This is a genomic window from Actinomadura sp. KC06 (genome assembly GCF_004348735.1).
In the GTDB taxonomy this organism is placed as follows: Bacteria; Actinomycetota; Actinomycetes; order Streptosporangiales; family Streptosporangiaceae; genus Spirillospora.
The window spans coordinates 1-15,046 of the sequence record NZ_SMKT01000079.1 but is presented as its reverse complement, the minus strand read 5'-3'; the positions used below and the strand labels follow the sequence as shown (position 1 = coordinate 15,046).

Annotated in this window: 14 protein-coding genes; 8 read left to right on the top strand and 6 right to left on the bottom strand. The window is 73.9% G+C overall.

Annotation, left to right across the window (positions count from 1 at the left end):
• Positions 1–26 precede the first annotated feature (26 nt).
• Genes E1287_RS24195 through E1287_RS24180 form a run of 4 tightly spaced genes read left to right on the top strand, consistent with a single transcriptional unit; the run spans position 27 to position 3,724 of the window.
• Entirely contained in the window at positions 27–746 is a 720-nt protein-coding gene (locus E1287_RS24195) for an ABC transporter permease subunit (RefSeq protein WP_243719404.1), read from the top strand.
• Positions 743–1,543: an ABC transporter permease gene (locus E1287_RS24190; RefSeq protein ID WP_131967343.1), complete on the top strand. Its 801-nt coding sequence runs from the start codon at positions 743–745 to the stop codon at positions 1,541–1,543. The genes E1287_RS24195 and E1287_RS24190 overlap by 4 nt, the downstream gene beginning before the upstream one ends.
• Positions 1,544–1,583: 40 nt before the next feature.
• Entirely contained in the window at positions 1,584–2,444 is an 861-nt protein-coding gene (locus E1287_RS24185; RefSeq protein ID WP_131967342.1) for an ABC transporter ATP-binding protein, read from the top strand.
• Between the two features lie 14 nt (positions 2,445–2,458).
• Positions 2,459–3,724 (top strand): flavin-dependent oxidoreductase, encoded by a 1,266-nt coding sequence (locus tag E1287_RS24180; RefSeq protein WP_131967341.1) that lies wholly within the window; start codon positions 2,459–2,461, stop codon positions 3,722–3,724.
• Position 3,725: 1 nt separating this feature from the next.
• On the opposite strand, the gene E1287_RS24175 is transcribed toward E1287_RS24180, so the two are convergent.
• Positions 3,726–4,334, bottom strand: a complete 609-nt coding sequence (locus E1287_RS24175; protein ID WP_131967340.1) for a TetR/AcrR family transcriptional regulator — start codon at positions 4,332–4,334, stop codon at positions 3,726–3,728.
• Between the two features lie 117 nt (positions 4,335–4,451).
• Here E1287_RS24175 and E1287_RS24170 point away from each other — a divergent pair, with 117 nt between their 5' ends.
• Both E1287_RS24170 and E1287_RS24165 read left to right on the top strand, forming a co-directional pair.
• Entirely contained in the window at positions 4,452–5,837 is a 1,386-nt protein-coding gene (locus tag E1287_RS24170) for an MFS transporter (RefSeq protein WP_131967339.1), read from the top strand.
• Positions 5,837–6,535 carry an SGNH/GDSL hydrolase family protein gene (locus E1287_RS24165; protein WP_243719403.1) on the top strand — a complete coding sequence of 233 codons (699 nt, stop codon included), beginning with the start codon at positions 5,837–5,839 and terminating at the stop codon, positions 6,533–6,535. Before E1287_RS24170 ends, E1287_RS24165 begins: the two co-directional genes overlap by 1 nt.
• Here the strand turns inward: E1287_RS24165 and E1287_RS45805 are convergent.
• From E1287_RS45805 to E1287_RS24135, 5 genes are all read right to left on the bottom strand, one after another.
• A complete protein-coding gene (locus tag E1287_RS45805; protein WP_243719402.1) occupies positions 6,517–8,316 on the bottom strand; it encodes a bifunctional 3'-5' exonuclease/DNA polymerase in 1,800 nt (599 codons plus the stop codon). The two genes, E1287_RS24165 and E1287_RS45805, sit on opposite strands and share 19 nt — an antisense overlap.
• A 159-nt stretch (positions 8,317–8,475) precedes the next feature.
• Complete coding sequence (locus tag E1287_RS24150) at positions 8,476–8,997, bottom strand: DUF4234 domain-containing protein (protein WP_131967338.1); 522 nt, start codon at positions 8,995–8,997, stop codon at positions 8,476–8,478.
• Positions 8,998–9,155: 158 nt separating this feature from the next.
• Positions 9,156–10,688 (bottom strand): metallophosphoesterase, encoded by a 1,533-nt coding sequence (locus E1287_RS24145; RefSeq protein ID WP_131967337.1) that lies wholly within the window; start codon positions 10,686–10,688, stop codon positions 9,156–9,158.
• Between the two features lie 381 nt (positions 10,689–11,069).
• On the bottom strand, positions 11,070–11,960 hold the full coding sequence (locus E1287_RS24140; protein WP_131967336.1) for a diacylglycerol kinase family protein: 891 nt from the start codon (positions 11,958–11,960) through the stop codon (positions 11,070–11,072).
• A 53-nt stretch (positions 11,961–12,013) separates the two neighbouring features.
• Positions 12,014–13,666 (bottom strand): FAD-binding oxidoreductase, encoded by a 1,653-nt coding sequence (locus E1287_RS24135; RefSeq protein WP_131967361.1) that lies wholly within the window; start codon positions 13,664–13,666, stop codon positions 12,014–12,016.
• Between the two features lie 54 nt (positions 13,667–13,720).
• Here E1287_RS24135 and E1287_RS24130 point away from each other — a divergent pair, with 54 nt between their 5' ends.
• Positions 13,721–14,323, top strand: a complete 603-nt coding sequence (locus E1287_RS24130; protein WP_131967335.1) for a TetR/AcrR family transcriptional regulator — start codon at positions 13,721–13,723, stop codon at positions 14,321–14,323.
• The coding region (locus E1287_RS24125) for an FAD-dependent oxidoreductase (protein ID WP_131967334.1) at positions 14,320–15,046 on the top strand (727 nt) is incomplete at its 3' end. The genes E1287_RS24130 and E1287_RS24125, both read left to right, overlap by 4 nt.

The following is a 15,046-nucleotide window of genomic DNA, read 5'->3' as shown; positions in this document are numbered from 1 at the left end:
CCGGCGTCGCAGGGGTGGTGGCCGTCATGGAGGTCGTGAGCCGGGCCGGGCTCGTCGACGACGCCGCCCTGCCCCCGGCCTCGACCGTCCTCTGGGAGGCCGTGAAGCTGGCCGCCGACGGGGAGTTCCTCGTGGACGTCGGCGCGACGCTCCGGGCGTGGTTCGGCGGCCTCGCGCTGGCGGTGCTGGTCGCGGTCCCGCTGGGCGTGCTGCTCGGCTCCGTCCCGTTCCTCGGCACCGCCGCCCGCGCGCTCGTGGAACTGCTGCGGCCGATCCCGTCCGTCGCGCTGATCCCGCTCGCGATCATCCTGTTCGCCGAGCCGACGCGGATGAAGATGTCGCTGATCTTCTACGCCTGCCTGTGGCCGATCCTCATCAACACCCTGTACGCGCTCCGCGACGTCGACCCGGTGGCCAAGGACAGCCTGCGCTGCTTCGGCTTCGGGACGCCGGCGGTGCTGTGGTTCGTCTCGCTGCCGAGCGCGGCGCCGTTCATCGCGACGGGCGTCCGGATCGCCGCGTCCGTCGCGCTCATCGTGGTGATCAGCACCGAGCTGTACGCGGGCGGGGTCGACGGCGTGGGGATCTATCTCAGCGACACCCAGGCGGCGGGCGGCCGGACGGACCTGCTGCTGGCGGGGGCCGTCTGGAGCGGGGTCCTCGGGCTGCTCGTCGCGACCGGGCTCCGCGGGCTGGAACGGATCGCGTTCCGCTGGCACTCGGCTCGGGTGGAGGGCCTCGCATGAGGTCAGTGCGGGGGTTCGCGGGGCGGGTCTGGCTGGTCGCGGCCGTCGTCGTGGTGTGGGAACTCGTGACCCGCGCGGTGAACGACGTCTACTACCCGCCGCCGACGACGATCGCGTCCTCGCTGCACGAGCTGTGGTTCTCCGGGCCCGCGTCGCACGCGTTCCTCACCGGCCAGGCCGTCGACGACTTCTCCACCAGCCTCGCGCACCTGTTCATCGGCTGGGCCGCGGCGGGCGTCGCCGGGGTGGTGGCGGGCACGGTGACCGGACGGTCGCAGGTCCTGTACGACCTGCTGAACCCGGTCCTGGAGTTCCTGCGCGCGGTGCCGCCGCCGACGCTGGTGCCGTTCTTCATCATCGTGTTCCACCTCGGCGCGACCATGCAGGTGGTGACGATCGCGTTCGGCGTGGTGTGGCCCGTGCTGCTCAACACGTGCGACGGCGTCCGCGCCGTCGACAATTTGCAGTTGGAGACGGCCCGGGTGTTCGGCGTCGGACGGTTCCGCCGCCTGCTGGTGGTCGTTCTCCCGGCGGCGGCGCCGAAGATCTTCGCGGGGCTGCGGGTGGCGCTGTCGTTCGCGCTGATCCTCATGGTCATCTCCGAGATGTTCGGCAGCACCGCCGGGATCGGGTCGCGGCTGGTCGGCGCGCAGCGCGCGTTCGAGGCGAACCCGATGTGGGCCGCGATCGTCATGCTGGGCGTCCTCGGCCTGCTGTTCAACACGCTCTTCATGGTCCTGGAGCGCCGCCTGCTGGCCTGGCACGCGGGCGCGCAGCGGCTCCCGAACCGACCATGACGCCCACCCAGAGAAGGCGCCCTAGAGAGAAGGCAGGGCCATGCTCCAGATAACCGGCCTGACGCACTCCTACGCCGGCGACCACGGGGTCCTCGGCGGGATCGACCTCACCGTCCCGGACGGCCAGCTGGTCAGCATCGTCGGCCCGTCCGGCTGCGGGAAGTCCACGCTGCTGCGCTGCGTCGCCGGGCTGATCCGCCCGACCGGCGGGACGCTCGCCCTGGACGGCGCCCCGATCGACGGCGTGCCCGACGACCTCGCCGTGGTGTTCCAGGACTACAGCCGGTCGCTGTTCCCGTGGCTGACCGTCCGCGACAACGTGGCGCTGCCGCTGCGCAGGCGCGGGAAGTCGCGCCCGGAGCGGCGGGCGCTGGCGCTGGAGGCGCTGGAGTCGGTCGGCCTCCCGGACGCGGGCCGCAAGTACCCGTGGCAGCTGTCGGGCGGCATGCAGCAGCGCGTGTCGATCGCGCGGGCCCTGGCGTACCGGCCGTCGCTGATGCTGATGGACGAGCCGTTCGGCTCCGTGGACGCGCAGACCCGCGAGGACCTGGAGGACCTCCTCCTGCAGGTGCACCGGACACAGAAGATGACGATCCTGCTGGTCACCCACGACATCGACGAGAGCGTCTACGTCGGGGACCGGGTCGTCGTGCTGAACCGCTCGCCCGCCCGGATCCACGCGGACCTGGAGGTCGAGCTGCCCGCGTCCCGCGACCAGATCGAGACGCGGGGGCTGCCGGAGTTCGTCCGGCTGAGGGCGGAGGTCGGGCGGCTCGTCCGCGGAGGCGCGAAGGGGGCCGGGGCCACCGGCTCCGCGCAGGACGCCGGATCCGCCTCGACCGCCGGTTCCGCGCCGGACGCGGAGAAGGCGGCCGGATCGGACATCGTGACCGAGAAATAGGGGGAAGGCGGTCCATGCGCGTACTCATCGTGGGGGCGGGGATCGGCGGGCTGACCTGCGCGCTGAGCCTGCACGAGGCCGGTGTGGAGGCTCTTGTCGTCGACGCGTCCGCCCGGCTGCGGCCGCTCGGCGTCGGGATCAACCTGCTGCCGCACGCCGTGCGGGAGCTGACCGAGCTGGGGCTCGGCGGCGAGCTGGCCGAGCTCGGCGTCCCGACCGGCGAGATGGTGCACTTCGACCGGTTCGGCGGGCGGATCTGGGGCGAGCCGCGGGGTCGCGCGCTCGGCTACGCCTGGCCGCAGTACTCGATCCACCGCGGCGACCTGCAGATGATGCTGCTCGACGCCGTCCTGGCGCGGCTCGGGAAGGACGCCGTCCGCCCCGGCACGCTCTTCGAGGGCTTCGAGCAGGACGGGACGCAGGTACGGGCGCGGCTGCTGGACCGGGCGTCCGGGACCGCCGAGACCGTCGCGGCGGACGCGCTGATCGGGGCGGACGGGCTGCACTCCGCCGTCCGCGCGCAGCTGAACCCGGACGAGCCGCCGCCGCTGTGGAACGGCATCAGGATGTGGCGCGGCGTCACCGAGGGCGAACCGTTCCTGACCGGGCGGACGCTGGCCGTCGCGGGCAGCAACACCGCGGCCAAGCTGGTCGTCTACCCCATCTCCGGGCGCGCCGAGCGCCGGGGGCGGGCCCTGCTGAACTGGGTCGCGGAGGTGAACCTCCCCGGCGACCGGCTCGACACCACCGCCGACTGGAACCGCCAGGGGCGGCTGGAGGACGTCCTCCCCCACTTCGCCGGCTGGACGTTCGACTGGCTGGACGTCCCGGCGATGCTGGCACGGTCGGCGGAGATCCTGGAGTACCCGATGGTCGACCGGGACCCGCTCGACCGCTGGACGTCCGGCCGGGTGACTCTGCTCGGCGACGCCGCCCACCCGATGTACCCGATCGGCTCCAACGGGGGGTCGCAGGCCGTGCTGGACGCGCGCGTCCTGGCGCACGAGCTGGCCCGCGCCGCCGATCCCGCCGAGGGGCTGCTCGGCTACGAGCGGGCGCGCCGCGAGACGGCCAACGCCATCGTGCTGGCCTGCCGCGACATGCCCGCCGACCGGATCCTGCACGCCGTGAGCGAGCGCGCCCCGCACGGCTTCGACGCCATCGAGGACGTCCTGACCGCCGAGGAGCTGGAGACCATCACGGGCGCCTACCGGCGGACGTCCTTCGACGACGTCGAGGCCCTCAACACGCGCCCGTCCTACTCGGTGGCCAGGGGCTGAGTCAGGTCGTGACCGCCGCCAGGCGGGCGTCGACGGCGCGGGCGGCCCGGTCGTAGAGGGACGGGTCGTCGTGCAGCAGGGCGTAGGTGGCTCCGGTGCGGCAGAGGGCGTCCAGCTCGAAGGCGAGCTGGGCGACGTCGGCGGACGCGTCGATCTCGCCGGAGTCGCGGGCCTCGCGGATGCAGCGCTCGATGAAGTCGCGCCAGTCGCGCTGCGAGGACGCGATCGCGTCGCGGACGCGGCCGGGCCTGGCGTCGAACTCGGCCATCGTCGAGTCGAAGAAGCAGCCGCCGGGGAACACGGGTTCGCGCTGGTAGCGGCGCCACGCGTCCAGCAGCGCGCGGAGGCGGCCGAGCCCCCGGGGGACGGCGAGGGCGGGCTGGATCACGTGCTCACGGAACACCTCGACGGCCCGGCGGACGGTCGCGAGCTGCAGCTCCTCCTTGGACCCGAAGTGCGTGAACACGCCGCTCTTGCTGATCCGCAGCTCGGTGGCGAGCCGGCCGATCGACAGCCCCTCCAGCCCCTCCGCCGAGGCGATGTCGGCGGCGCGGTCGAGGATCGTCCTGCGTGTCTGCTCGCCCTTGAGGAGCCGTCCGTCGGTGCTCACGCGGCCTAATCTGCACGACCGTTCGTACAAAGTCAATGCCGCCGCCCCCTTGACGGGAGGGCCCCTTCACGGCAGAAGATTGTACGACCGTTCGTTTACTTTTCGAGAGGGCAACCCATGTCCGTTGAGACCGCCGCGGCGCCGGACGCCGCGTCCCGCGCACGGCGGGACGTGCCCTGGCTGGCCGCCGGGGCGACGTTCCTGGCCATGCTCGACGCCACCGTCGCCAACCTGGCCGTCCCCGACCTGCACGCCGACTTCCCGAGCGCCTCGCTGTCCGGGCTGACCTGGGTCATCACCCTGTACGCGGTGCTGTTCGCGGCGCTGCTCGCCCCCGCCGGGCGCCTCGCCGACCTGGTCGGGCGGCGGTCGCTGTACCTGTGGGGCGTCGGGCTGTTCACGCTGGCGTCGCTGGCCTGCGCGCTCGCGCCGAACGTGCCCGTCCTGCTGGCGACGCGCGCGTTCCAGGGCGCCGCCGCGGCCGCGATGATCCCCGCGTCGCTGGCGCTGCTGCTGCGCGACACGCCGCCCGAGCGGCGCGCGGGCGCCATCGGGCTGTGGAGCGCCGCGGGCGCGTTCGCCGCCGCGATCGGCCCCAGCCTCGGCGGGGTGCTGGTCGACCAGTTCGGCTGGCGGTCGCTGTTCGTCATCAACGTGCCCGTCGGCCTGGCGCTGCTGCTGGCCGGGCTGCGCCTCCCCCGCGCCGAGGCGGGCAAGGGCCGCCTGCCCGACCTGATCGGGACGGTCCTGCTCGGCGGCGGCGTCGGCGCGGTCGCGCTCGGCGTCACCCAGACCCAGGACTGGGCCTGGACGGACGCCCGCACCCTCGCCCTGATGATCGGCGGCGCCGTCCTGGTCGCGCTGGCGCTGTGGCGGTCCGCGCGGCATCCGGTGCCCGCGCTGGAGATCTCGCTGTGGCGCAGCCGCCAGTTCGCCGTCGCCAACGCCGCCTCGTTCCTGTACGGGACGGCCCTGTACACGTGGCTGCTGGTCGGCGTGCTCTACCTCACCGCGCAGTGGGACTACTCGATCCTCAAGGCGGGCTTCGCCTCGACGCCGGGCGCGCTCACCGCCACCGCCGCGGCGATCCTCATGGGCCGGCTCACCGGCCGCATCGGCGTCCGCCCGGCGGTGACCGGAGGCTCGCTGATCATGGTCGTGTGCGGGCTCTGGGCGGTGCTCTCGATGCCGTCCGACCCGCACTTCACGACCTTCTGGCTCCCGATCGGCCTGCTGGTCGGCACGGGCATGGGGATGGTCACGACCGGCACCTCGTCCGCCGCCGCGCTGGCCGTGAACCCGCTGCGGTTCGCCGGGGCCACCGGCCTCAACACGACCGCGCGGCAGCTCGGCGGCGCGTTCGGCATCGCCGTCCTCGCCGCGCTGCTGCCCGCCGGGGCGGTGCACGGCGACTACACCGACGTCTACCTGTTCTGCACGTTCGCCGCGGGCGGCGCGGGCCTTGCGGGGCTGCTGCTGACCGTCCGGCGTACGGCGTCCTGATGGGAAAGAAGATGACCGAGACGACCCTTTCCGAGCGGACGGACCCTGCCGTCCTGCTGACCGCCGAGGCCGCCGCGCTGCTGGCCGACACGTCCTGGACGAGGATGGTGACGATCGGCGACAGCGTCGCCGAAGGCGTCCGCGAGCCCGTGCCCGGCTACCGCGACCTGTCGTGGGCCGACCGCGTAGAGGAGGCCCTCGGCGCGGTGACGCCCGGGTTCACCGCCCTCAACCTGGGCCGCCGCGACCTCGTCGCCGCGCAGGTCGCGGCGGAGCAGCTCCAGCCCGCGCTGGCGTTCGGCCCGGACCTCGCGTTCGTGGCGGCCGGCGGCAACGACATGCTCCGCCCGCATTTCGACGAGGACGAGGTGCGGCGGGAACTGACCTCGATCGTGTCCGCGCTCCGGTCGGCCGGGGCGGACGTCGTCACGATCGGGCTCCTCGACATCACCGTCGCGGGCCTCGGCCCGTCCCGCTACCGGGAGGTCATGTCGGCCCGGACGCGGCGGCTGAACGAGCTGGCGGCGGAGGTCGCGGCCGAGCACGGCGCCTGCCACGCCGCCAACCCGTACGACCATCCGGTCGCCGCCGACCCAGGCATCTACAGCACCGACCAGCTGCACCTCAACGCCCGGGGGCACGCCTTCGCAGCCGCCAACACCGTCCGCGCCATGGCGGCCTACTTCGCGTCGGCGTAGCGGTCCACCACCGCGATCTCCATCGGGAACACGACGGGCGTGTCGCCGAACAGCAGCCGCCGCGCCTCGTCCGCCGAGTCGTGGACGGCCGCGACGACGTCCCCGGCCAGCTCGGCGGGCGTGTGCACGACGACCTCGTCGTGCTGGAAGAACACCAGCCGCGCCTGGCCGAGGGCGGTGAGGCGGCGGCGCAGCGAGCCGAGGAGGGCGAGCGCCCAGTCGGCGGCGGTGGCCTGGACGACGAAGTTGCGGGTGAACCGGCCGCGGCTGCGCAGCGCCTGCGCGGCCGCGCCGACCGGCGCGGCGCCGTCGTCGCCCGCCGACGTCAGCTCGCGCCACCCGGCGGACGGCGGCGGGCACGTCCGGCCCAGCCGCGACCGGACGAGCCGCCCGCTCTCCCCCGCCCGCGCCGCCGCCTCCACGTACTCGAACGCGGCCGGGAACCGGCTCTTCAGGACGCCGAGGAGCTGCACCGCCTCACTTGTCCCGCCCCCGTACATCGCGGACAGCAGCGCGAGCTTCGCCTTCTCCCGCGCGCTCATGCCTGCACCTTGTGGGGGGCCGACCCCCCACACCCCCCGGTTCGCTTCGCTCATCCCTGCTCCCTGTGGGGGGCCGACCCCCCACACCCCCCGGTTCGCTTCGCTCATCCCTGCTCCCTGTGGGGGGCCGCCCTCGTCGTGGAACACGTCGGAAAGGGCCGCGTAGAGATCGCCGTGCGCGGCGGCGTCGGTGAACGCCCGGTCGCCCGCCAGGGCGGCGAGCACGCGCGGTTCGAGCTGGGCGGCGTCGGCGACGACCAGCGACCAGCCGGGGTCGGCGACGACGGCCTTCCGCAGGACGCGCGGAATCTGCAGCGCGCCCCCGCCGCTCGTCGCCCACCGTCCGGACACCACGCCGCCGACCACGTACTCGGGACGGAACCGCCCGCCGCTCACCCACGTGTCGAGCCACGCCCATCCATGCGCCGTGTGCAGGCGCGAGAGCTCCTTGTACTCCAGCAGCAGCGGCACGGCCGGATGGTCGAGCCGCTTGAGGACGTGCGCGCGCGTGGACGCGACCGGCAGCCCCGCCGACGCGAACGCCTTGAGGATCTGGGCGGGCGAGTCGGGGTTCACATGCGTGCGGGGGCCGAAGGCGGCGCTGATGCGGTCGGCGAGGTCCTGCAGCTTGCGCGGCCTCAGCCCGCCGGACGGGCGCGGCCCGAGCAGCTCGGTGAGCAGCGCGTCGTGCTCGTCCGCCGACCAGGGCAGCCCGTCGTGCCCCATCTCGGCCGCCACGAGCGCGCCCGCCGACTCGGCCGCCGCGAGCAGGGCGAACCCGTCCAGCCCGGCGATGGCGCGCTGCTGCTCCGCGTGCACGGCGACGACCTGCTCGATGTCGTCGGCGGACTCATCCTGGTCGCGGTCGTCCTCGAACAGCGAAGCCTGCGCCGACTCTTCCTGCGGCAGCCGGTCGGGAGGCACCGGCTCACCGCGCGACCGCGCCCACGCCGCCCGGACCGAGCGCGGCTCCCCATAACGCCCCGCATGCCCGAGCAGAAGGCTCTCGACCAGCTCCAGATCATGGCAGCGCCCCACCCGCACACCCGCCTCGATGAGCCGCGGATAGAGCCGCGCCGTAGACGCCCACACCCAGCGCGGTGCGTCCGACCGCTCCCGCTCGGCAACGGCCGCCACCAGATCCGGCACGCGCTGGACGGGCCCCGCGGGCGTCCCGTCCTCCTCGAGAACGCACAGGACTCCCCCACCCCGCACGCCCGCCGCCACCGCGATCCTCACGCCCCAATACTGACCCCACCCACCGACAATGGCTCGAACCCGCCGCGCAGCCGGGGGTCTGGGGTCGCTCCCCAGATAACACGAAACCCCTCTGCGACGGGTGGGCGCAGAGGGGTTCTTCGTGGGCTTGCGGGGAGCCAGGGCCGTAGCCCCCGAGGGTCAGGCGACCAGGGAGACCTGCTGGCCGGCGGGGGTCTCGCCGTAGCGGTCGACGACCTTGTTCAACTGGAGCTGGTAGTAGAGGACGCCGAAGCCGAGGATGCCGAGCAGGAAGCCCACGCCGCCGCTGCAGGTGGGCTGGAGGCCGGCGGCGCGCTGGGCCTGGGAGATGCGGCCGGCGAGCTTCACCCACATGACCAGCGGCCAGATGCCGAGGGTGATGAAGCCGAAGATCATCGACAGCAGCGCGTTGGTGGCCGCGTTGTCGATGCGCCGGTCGTACTCGTGCAGCTCGTTGTGGACCTTGAAGAACCAGACGAGGCCGTAGATGCCGAAGGTGATGATCGGCAGGCCGAGCCAGGCGGCGACCGCGTTGCGGCGCTTCATGTTGGCGCCGGCGCCGCGCGCGACGGGACCGCCCTGCTGCTGTTGCTGGGCGGGCGCGTAGCCGCCCTTGTAGGCCTGCTGCTGCTGTTGCTGCTGCTGGTATGGCTGGCCCTGGCCCTGCTGGGGGTAGCTCATTGAGTATCGCTCCTGAAGGACGCGGTCGTTCTCCGGCCGACCGTCCGTTACCGTTCACCCGTTCGGTGAGCCAAGACTGTAACGGCATCCGTGCACGTCGCGCGCGAGGATCGCCGACATTCTCGGCATTACTGGCGAATTCTCCAGAGAACGGCTGATCACCGCAACTCGATCGTCACCTCGTCCTCGACCGGCGGTGCCGTCTCGTGGTCGCCGCAGCCGGTCGCCGCGTGGCAGCGGATCCGCAGGTGCGACTCGGTCACGTCCAGGCGCAGGAAGCTCTTGAAGAACGGCGGGTCGTCCCAGTCGGCCAGCTCGGAGCGGAAGCGCTGCGGCACCTTGCGGACGGGGAACCGCAGGAACCGGGACCGGCGCCGGCCGTCGCGCGGGACGCCGAGGAGCGAGGCGACGAAGCGGGCGCGGCGGGACGGCGCGGGCTTGCCGTAGCCGCGGCCCGCGGTGATCCCCAGCCGGTGCTCGACGGCGGCGGTCGCCTCCTCCGGGGTGAGCTCGAAGAGCTTGCGGAGGCGCAGCCACCGGCCGTACAGCCTGCTGTAGCGGGAGAGGGAGTCGCCGCGCAGCGGGTAGCAGCGGAAGGCGTCCTCGCCGACGACGCGCGTCCTCGGGATGGTGTGGGTCGCGTGCATGAACGCGCCCCCGGCGCCGGACACGATGTACTCGATCGTCCGCCCGTCCTCGGTCGTCACCGGGTAGCGCTGGTAGTTGTGGATGTCGCCGCCTATCGCCGCGACGTAGTGGTGCGCCGGGTCCCGGACGATCTCGTCGACCGTCCCGCCGCCCTCGATCCTCCCCGGACGATGATCATCGTCCACATAGAGGGGCTTTCCGGTCACGAGCAGCTTGGGTTTCGGACCCGCAGACACCTCGCGGAGCCAGCGGCCCTGGTCCCGGTCGATGACGCCCGTGATCCCGGTGTCGATGGCGATGACGCGCAGCGACGGCGTGTCGATCGCCCAGTACGGCCCCGGCTGGACGGACTGCTGGCCCGGCGCGCCCCGGTACCGGCGGCGGGCCTCCGCGAGCGCGTCCCGGTCGACGTCCCCGGGGCTGCGCCAGAGCAGCCGCGGAAGGAACGAGAGCGGGCCGCGCCAGGGCGGCGGCGTGCAGTCGGCGTCCAGGTCGCAGAAGACGTGGAGGAAGCCGCGCAGGCCGTCGTACCAGTCGTGGTTGCCGGGGACGGCGTAGATCGGGGCCGGGTAGTCCTTGTAGGGGCGGAAGAACTTGTCCGGGTACTGGGCCGCGTCCCCGGTCGGGTAGATCACGTCGCTGGCGAGGATCATGAAGTCGGTGTCGCCGGCGGCGTGCAGCAGCGGCGGCACCACCGCGTACTGCGACCGGTCGCCCTCGCCGGTGTCGCCGAGCAGGACGAACGAGAACTCCGGGTCGGCGCGGTGGACGGTGAACGCGGCCGGCGTCCCGCGCTCGCCCAGGGCGGCTACGCAGCGGCGGCGGATCGCGTTGGACGGGTCGCCGAACCAGCGCGCGAGCACGTCGTTGCGGGAATGCCACAGCACCTTGGGACGGCGCCAGGAGAAGTCGGTCACGCGCTCGGGGAGCAGGTCGTTGAACTTCCCGGGCTTCCCGCAGGCCCACCCGGCGCCCGCCTCGGAGTCGCGCGAGCTCTCGGGGCTCGCGGGGCTTTCGGGACCGGGAGATTCCTCGGCAGACACAGCGCGCCTCCGGCAGCGTGAGGGGGTCCTCACAGCCTGTCCGGACGCGATTCCGGCCGTCAAGCGACTCACCGGGACGTACTGGCCCGTTGTGGACGCGCCCCACGCGCCCTACGCGGGCGACGAAAGCGTGGTGGACACCGGCGCCACCCCCAGAGACGCCGGCGCCACCACGTCACGGGCGTCCGCGGTCATCATGAGTCCCCCCAGAACGGCGATCAGTCGCCTTCCCATGATGTCTCCACAGACGGCCCCAAGGTCCCTTAGCGGGACGTAACTGACGCTACCCGAGGGGCCGTAATGCAGACGTAAATCGACCCAAACTTCGGGCCAAGTCCCGGGAAGCCGCACACGGCCGTCCGGCTAACCGGGAGCCCCCGGTCAGGGCGCCAGGACGCGGAGGGCGCCGGGCATCACGCGGGCCGTGACGGGCAGCACGCCGGGCAGCTCGCCGTCCGCGCCGTACGGGAGCGTCCGGCCGGGCGGGCCCGCCAGCTCGATCCGCACCTCCTCGCCCCGCATGACCTCCACCTCGGGACGCCGCACGTGCGTCCCGTCCTCCAGTTCGCGCATGACGGCGAAGAACAGCCGCTTGGGCGCCGTCCGGATGAGGATCACGTCGAGCAGGCCGTCGTCCACGCGCGCGTCGGGCGCGATGTGCTTGCCGAACCCGTAGTAGCCGGAGTTGGCGGCGACGACGGTGTAGCCCTGCCGCTCGCGCGTCTCGCCGTCCACCGTGATCAGGTAGTCGGCGGCGCGCCACGAGACGATCGCGCGCAGGGCGCCGAAGTAGTAGGCGGCCGAGCCGCGCAGCAGCCGGGTCTTGTTGGCGTTGTCGTTGGCGACCGCGTCCACGCCCGCGTAGACGCTGCCGAGCACGGCCGTGCCGTTGGCGTCGATGGCGTCCACGGCGCGCGGCTCACCCTCCAGCAGCAGCTTGGCGAGCTCCTCCGGGTCGGACGGGACGCCGAGCTGCCGCGCGAAGTCGTTGCCGCGCCCGGCGGGCACGATGCCGAAGAGCGCGCCGGTCCCGGCGAGGGCGCCGCCGACGCAGCCGGCCATGCCGTCGCCGCCGACGCCGAGCACGACGCGCCCGCTCTCCGCGGCGGCGCGGGCGACGTCCGCGGCGTGCTCCAGGCCGCGGCTGTACTCCACGGCGACCTCGGCACCCGCCTCGCGCAGCAGCCGGGCCGGCGCGATCAGCGAGGACGCGGACGCGGAGCCGCCCGCCGCCGGGTTGACGATCGCGGTGAACGCGCGTGCCTCGGCCATGCCGCTACCTTCCTGTGGGGGGTCGGCCCCCCGCACCCCCCGGTTCGCTTCGCTCATTGGCAGTCCCTCGATTCCGGCGGGATCAGGACGCCGGGGTTCATGATCCCGGACGGGTCGACCCGGTCCTTGACGGCTTGGAGCACCGCCGCGCCGAGCGGCCCGATCTCCCGTGCGTACCCGTCGCGATGGTCGGTCCCCACCCCGTGATGATGGCTGATCGTGCCGCCCGCGTCGATGATCGCGTCGCCGGCGGCGCGCTTGGCCCGCGCCCAGTGCCCGACCGGGTCCCCGCCCTGCGCGGACACGACGGTGAAGTACAGCGACGCGCCGGACGGGTAGACGTGCGAGATGTGGCACATCACCAGGGGCGGCGTTCCGGCTTCGGACAGGGTGCCGGTCAGCGCCTCGCGGACGGCCTCGTACAGCGCGGGGACGTCCGTCCAGAAGGCCGCGGTCTCCAGCGTCTCGGCGAACGCGCCGGCGTCCAGGAGCGAGTCGCGCAGGTAGGGCGCGTCGAAGCGGCCGTGCTCCCATTTCTCGCCCGGCCCGGTGCCGAGCGGTTCGCCGCCCGCGGCGCGCAGCACGTCCGCCGCGCCCGCGCGCGTTCCGGCGACGCGCTCGGGAGTCCCCTCGAAGCCGAGCACGGCCAGGCACCCGGCGGACGCCCCGGCCCCGATCTCGGCCGGGTCGGCCAGCCCGACCATCGTCTCGGTCTCGTCGGAGAGCCTCAGCACGGTGGGCTGCGGCCCGTCCTGCGCGAGCCGGCGCAGCGCCGCCGCACCCTCCGCGAACGACGCGAACCGCCAGCCCTCGTACGCCTTCGCCTCCGGCACCGGACGGATCCGGACGGTCACCGACGTGATCACCCCGAGCGCGCCCTCCGAGCCGAGGACGAGCTGCCGCAGATCGGGCCCGGCGGCGGACTTCGGCGCCCGGCCGAGCTCCAGGGTCCCCTCGGGCGTCGCGGCGGTCAGCGCGACGACCATGTCGTCGAACCGCCCGTACCCGGCGGACGCCTGCCCGCTGGACCGCGCCGCCGCGAACCCGCCGATCGACGCCCACTCGTACGACTGCGGGAAGTGCCCGAGCGTGTATCCGCGCTCCGCCAGCGCCGCCTCGGCTGCGGGGGCGCGCAGGCCGGGCTGCAGGACGGCCGTCCGCGACACGTCGTCGATCGACACGACGGCGTCCATGCGGCGCAGGTCGAGCGCGATGAACGCGTCCACCCCGCCGGGCGCGAGACCGCTGGGCGCGAGACCGCTCGGCGCGAGGCCGCTCGGCGCGAGGCCGCTCGGCGCGAGGCCGCCGACGACCGAGGTGCCGCCGCCGAAGGGGACCACCGCGATCCGCCGTTCGGCGCAGGCCCGCAGGACGGCGAGGACCTCGTCGTGCGTGCCGGGCAGGACGACCGCGTCCGGCGCGTCGGAGGTCTCGCCGGCGCGGATGCGCAGCAGGTCCGTCGTGGACTTGCCGCGCGTGTGCCGGACGCGCGACTCGGTGTCGGCCCGGACGTTGCGGTCTCCGACGATCTTGGCGAGCGCGGTCAAGCCGTCCGCCGCCAGCCGGGTCTCGGGGACCTCGACGTCCGCCAGCGCGACCGGCGGCGCTTCGGCGGGCCGGACGCCGAGCAGGTCGCGCAGCAGCGCCACCACCGGCTCCGGCAGCGGCGCGGCCCGGCCGGGGTCGCCCCAGCCGCTCCACAGCATGTCCCGCACCCCGCGCCTCCCCAGGTCGTCGACTTTGTGCTTACACTGTGACACATGACGTCGAATCGTCACAACAGACCGGCCGGGCGGACCGCCGACGACGCCGTGCTCGACGCGGCCCGCGAATGCGTGCTGGCCGTGGGCGTGCGCCGGACGACGCTCACCGACATCGCCCGCCGCGCCGGCGTGTCGCGGATGACGCTGTACCGCCGCTGGCCGGACGTCCGCACGATCGTCGCCGACCTGATGACCCGCGAATGGGTCGGGCTCTCGCTGCAGCCGCCCGATGACGGCCGTCCCGTCCGGCCCTGGTTCGTGGACGGCCTGGTCCGCGGCGTGCGGGCGTTCCGCGACCACCCGCTGCTCCGAAAGATCATCGAGGTGGACCCGGAGCTGCTGCTCCCCTACATCGTGGACCGCTGCGGCGCGAGCCAGCTGGTGTTCCTGGAGCAGTTCGAGGAGACGCTCAGGGCGGGCCACGCCGACGGGACGATCCGCCGCGACCACCCGGCCCGGCAGGCGCGGTCGGTGCTGCTGGTCGTCCAGTCCTACGTGCTGTCCGGGCCGACGATGATCGACGAGGCCGACGGCGGCCTCGACTCCGACGCCTTCGACGCCGACCTGCACCACGTCCTGGAGAGGATGCTCGCGCCATGAACGGACCGGACCCGCGGACGTCGCTCAACGCGGCGCGCAGGGAACGCGAGCTCGCCGCACTGCCCGGCGAGGTCGTGGACGTGCTCGTCGTCGGCCTCGGCGCGACCGGGGCGGGCGCCGCGCTGGACGCCGCGTCCCGGGGCCTGTCCGTCGCCGCGATCGACGCCCACGACCTGGCGTTCGGCACGTCCCGGTGGAGCTCCAAGCTGATCCACGGCGGGCTGCGCTACCTGGCGGCCGGGCAGGTGGACGTGGCGCACGAGAGCGCGGTCGAGCGGGGCGTCCTGATGCGGCACACCGCGCCGCATCTCGTCCGGGCGCTGCCGTTCGTCACGCCGCTGACGCCGCTGGTGCCGCGGTCCCGGGGCTACGCCACCCTGGCCGCCTACCACGCCGGGGACGCGCTGCGCCTGGCCGCGCGCACCCCGCGCTCGGTGCTGCCGGGCCCGCGCCGCCTGTCGGCGGTCGAGACGCTGCGGCTCGCGCCCGTGCTGCGCCCGTACGGGCTGCGCGGCGGGCTGCTGTCGTGGGACGGCCAGCTCGCCGACGACGCGCGCCTCGTCACCGCGATCGCCAGGACCGCCGCCGGGCACGGCGTCCGCGTCCTCACCCGCTGCCGCGCGGTCTCGCTCGCCGGCGACGGGGCGCAGGTCCGCGACGAGCTGACCGGCCGGGAGTTCACCGTCCGGGCGCGCTCGGTGATCAACGCGACCGGGGTCTGGG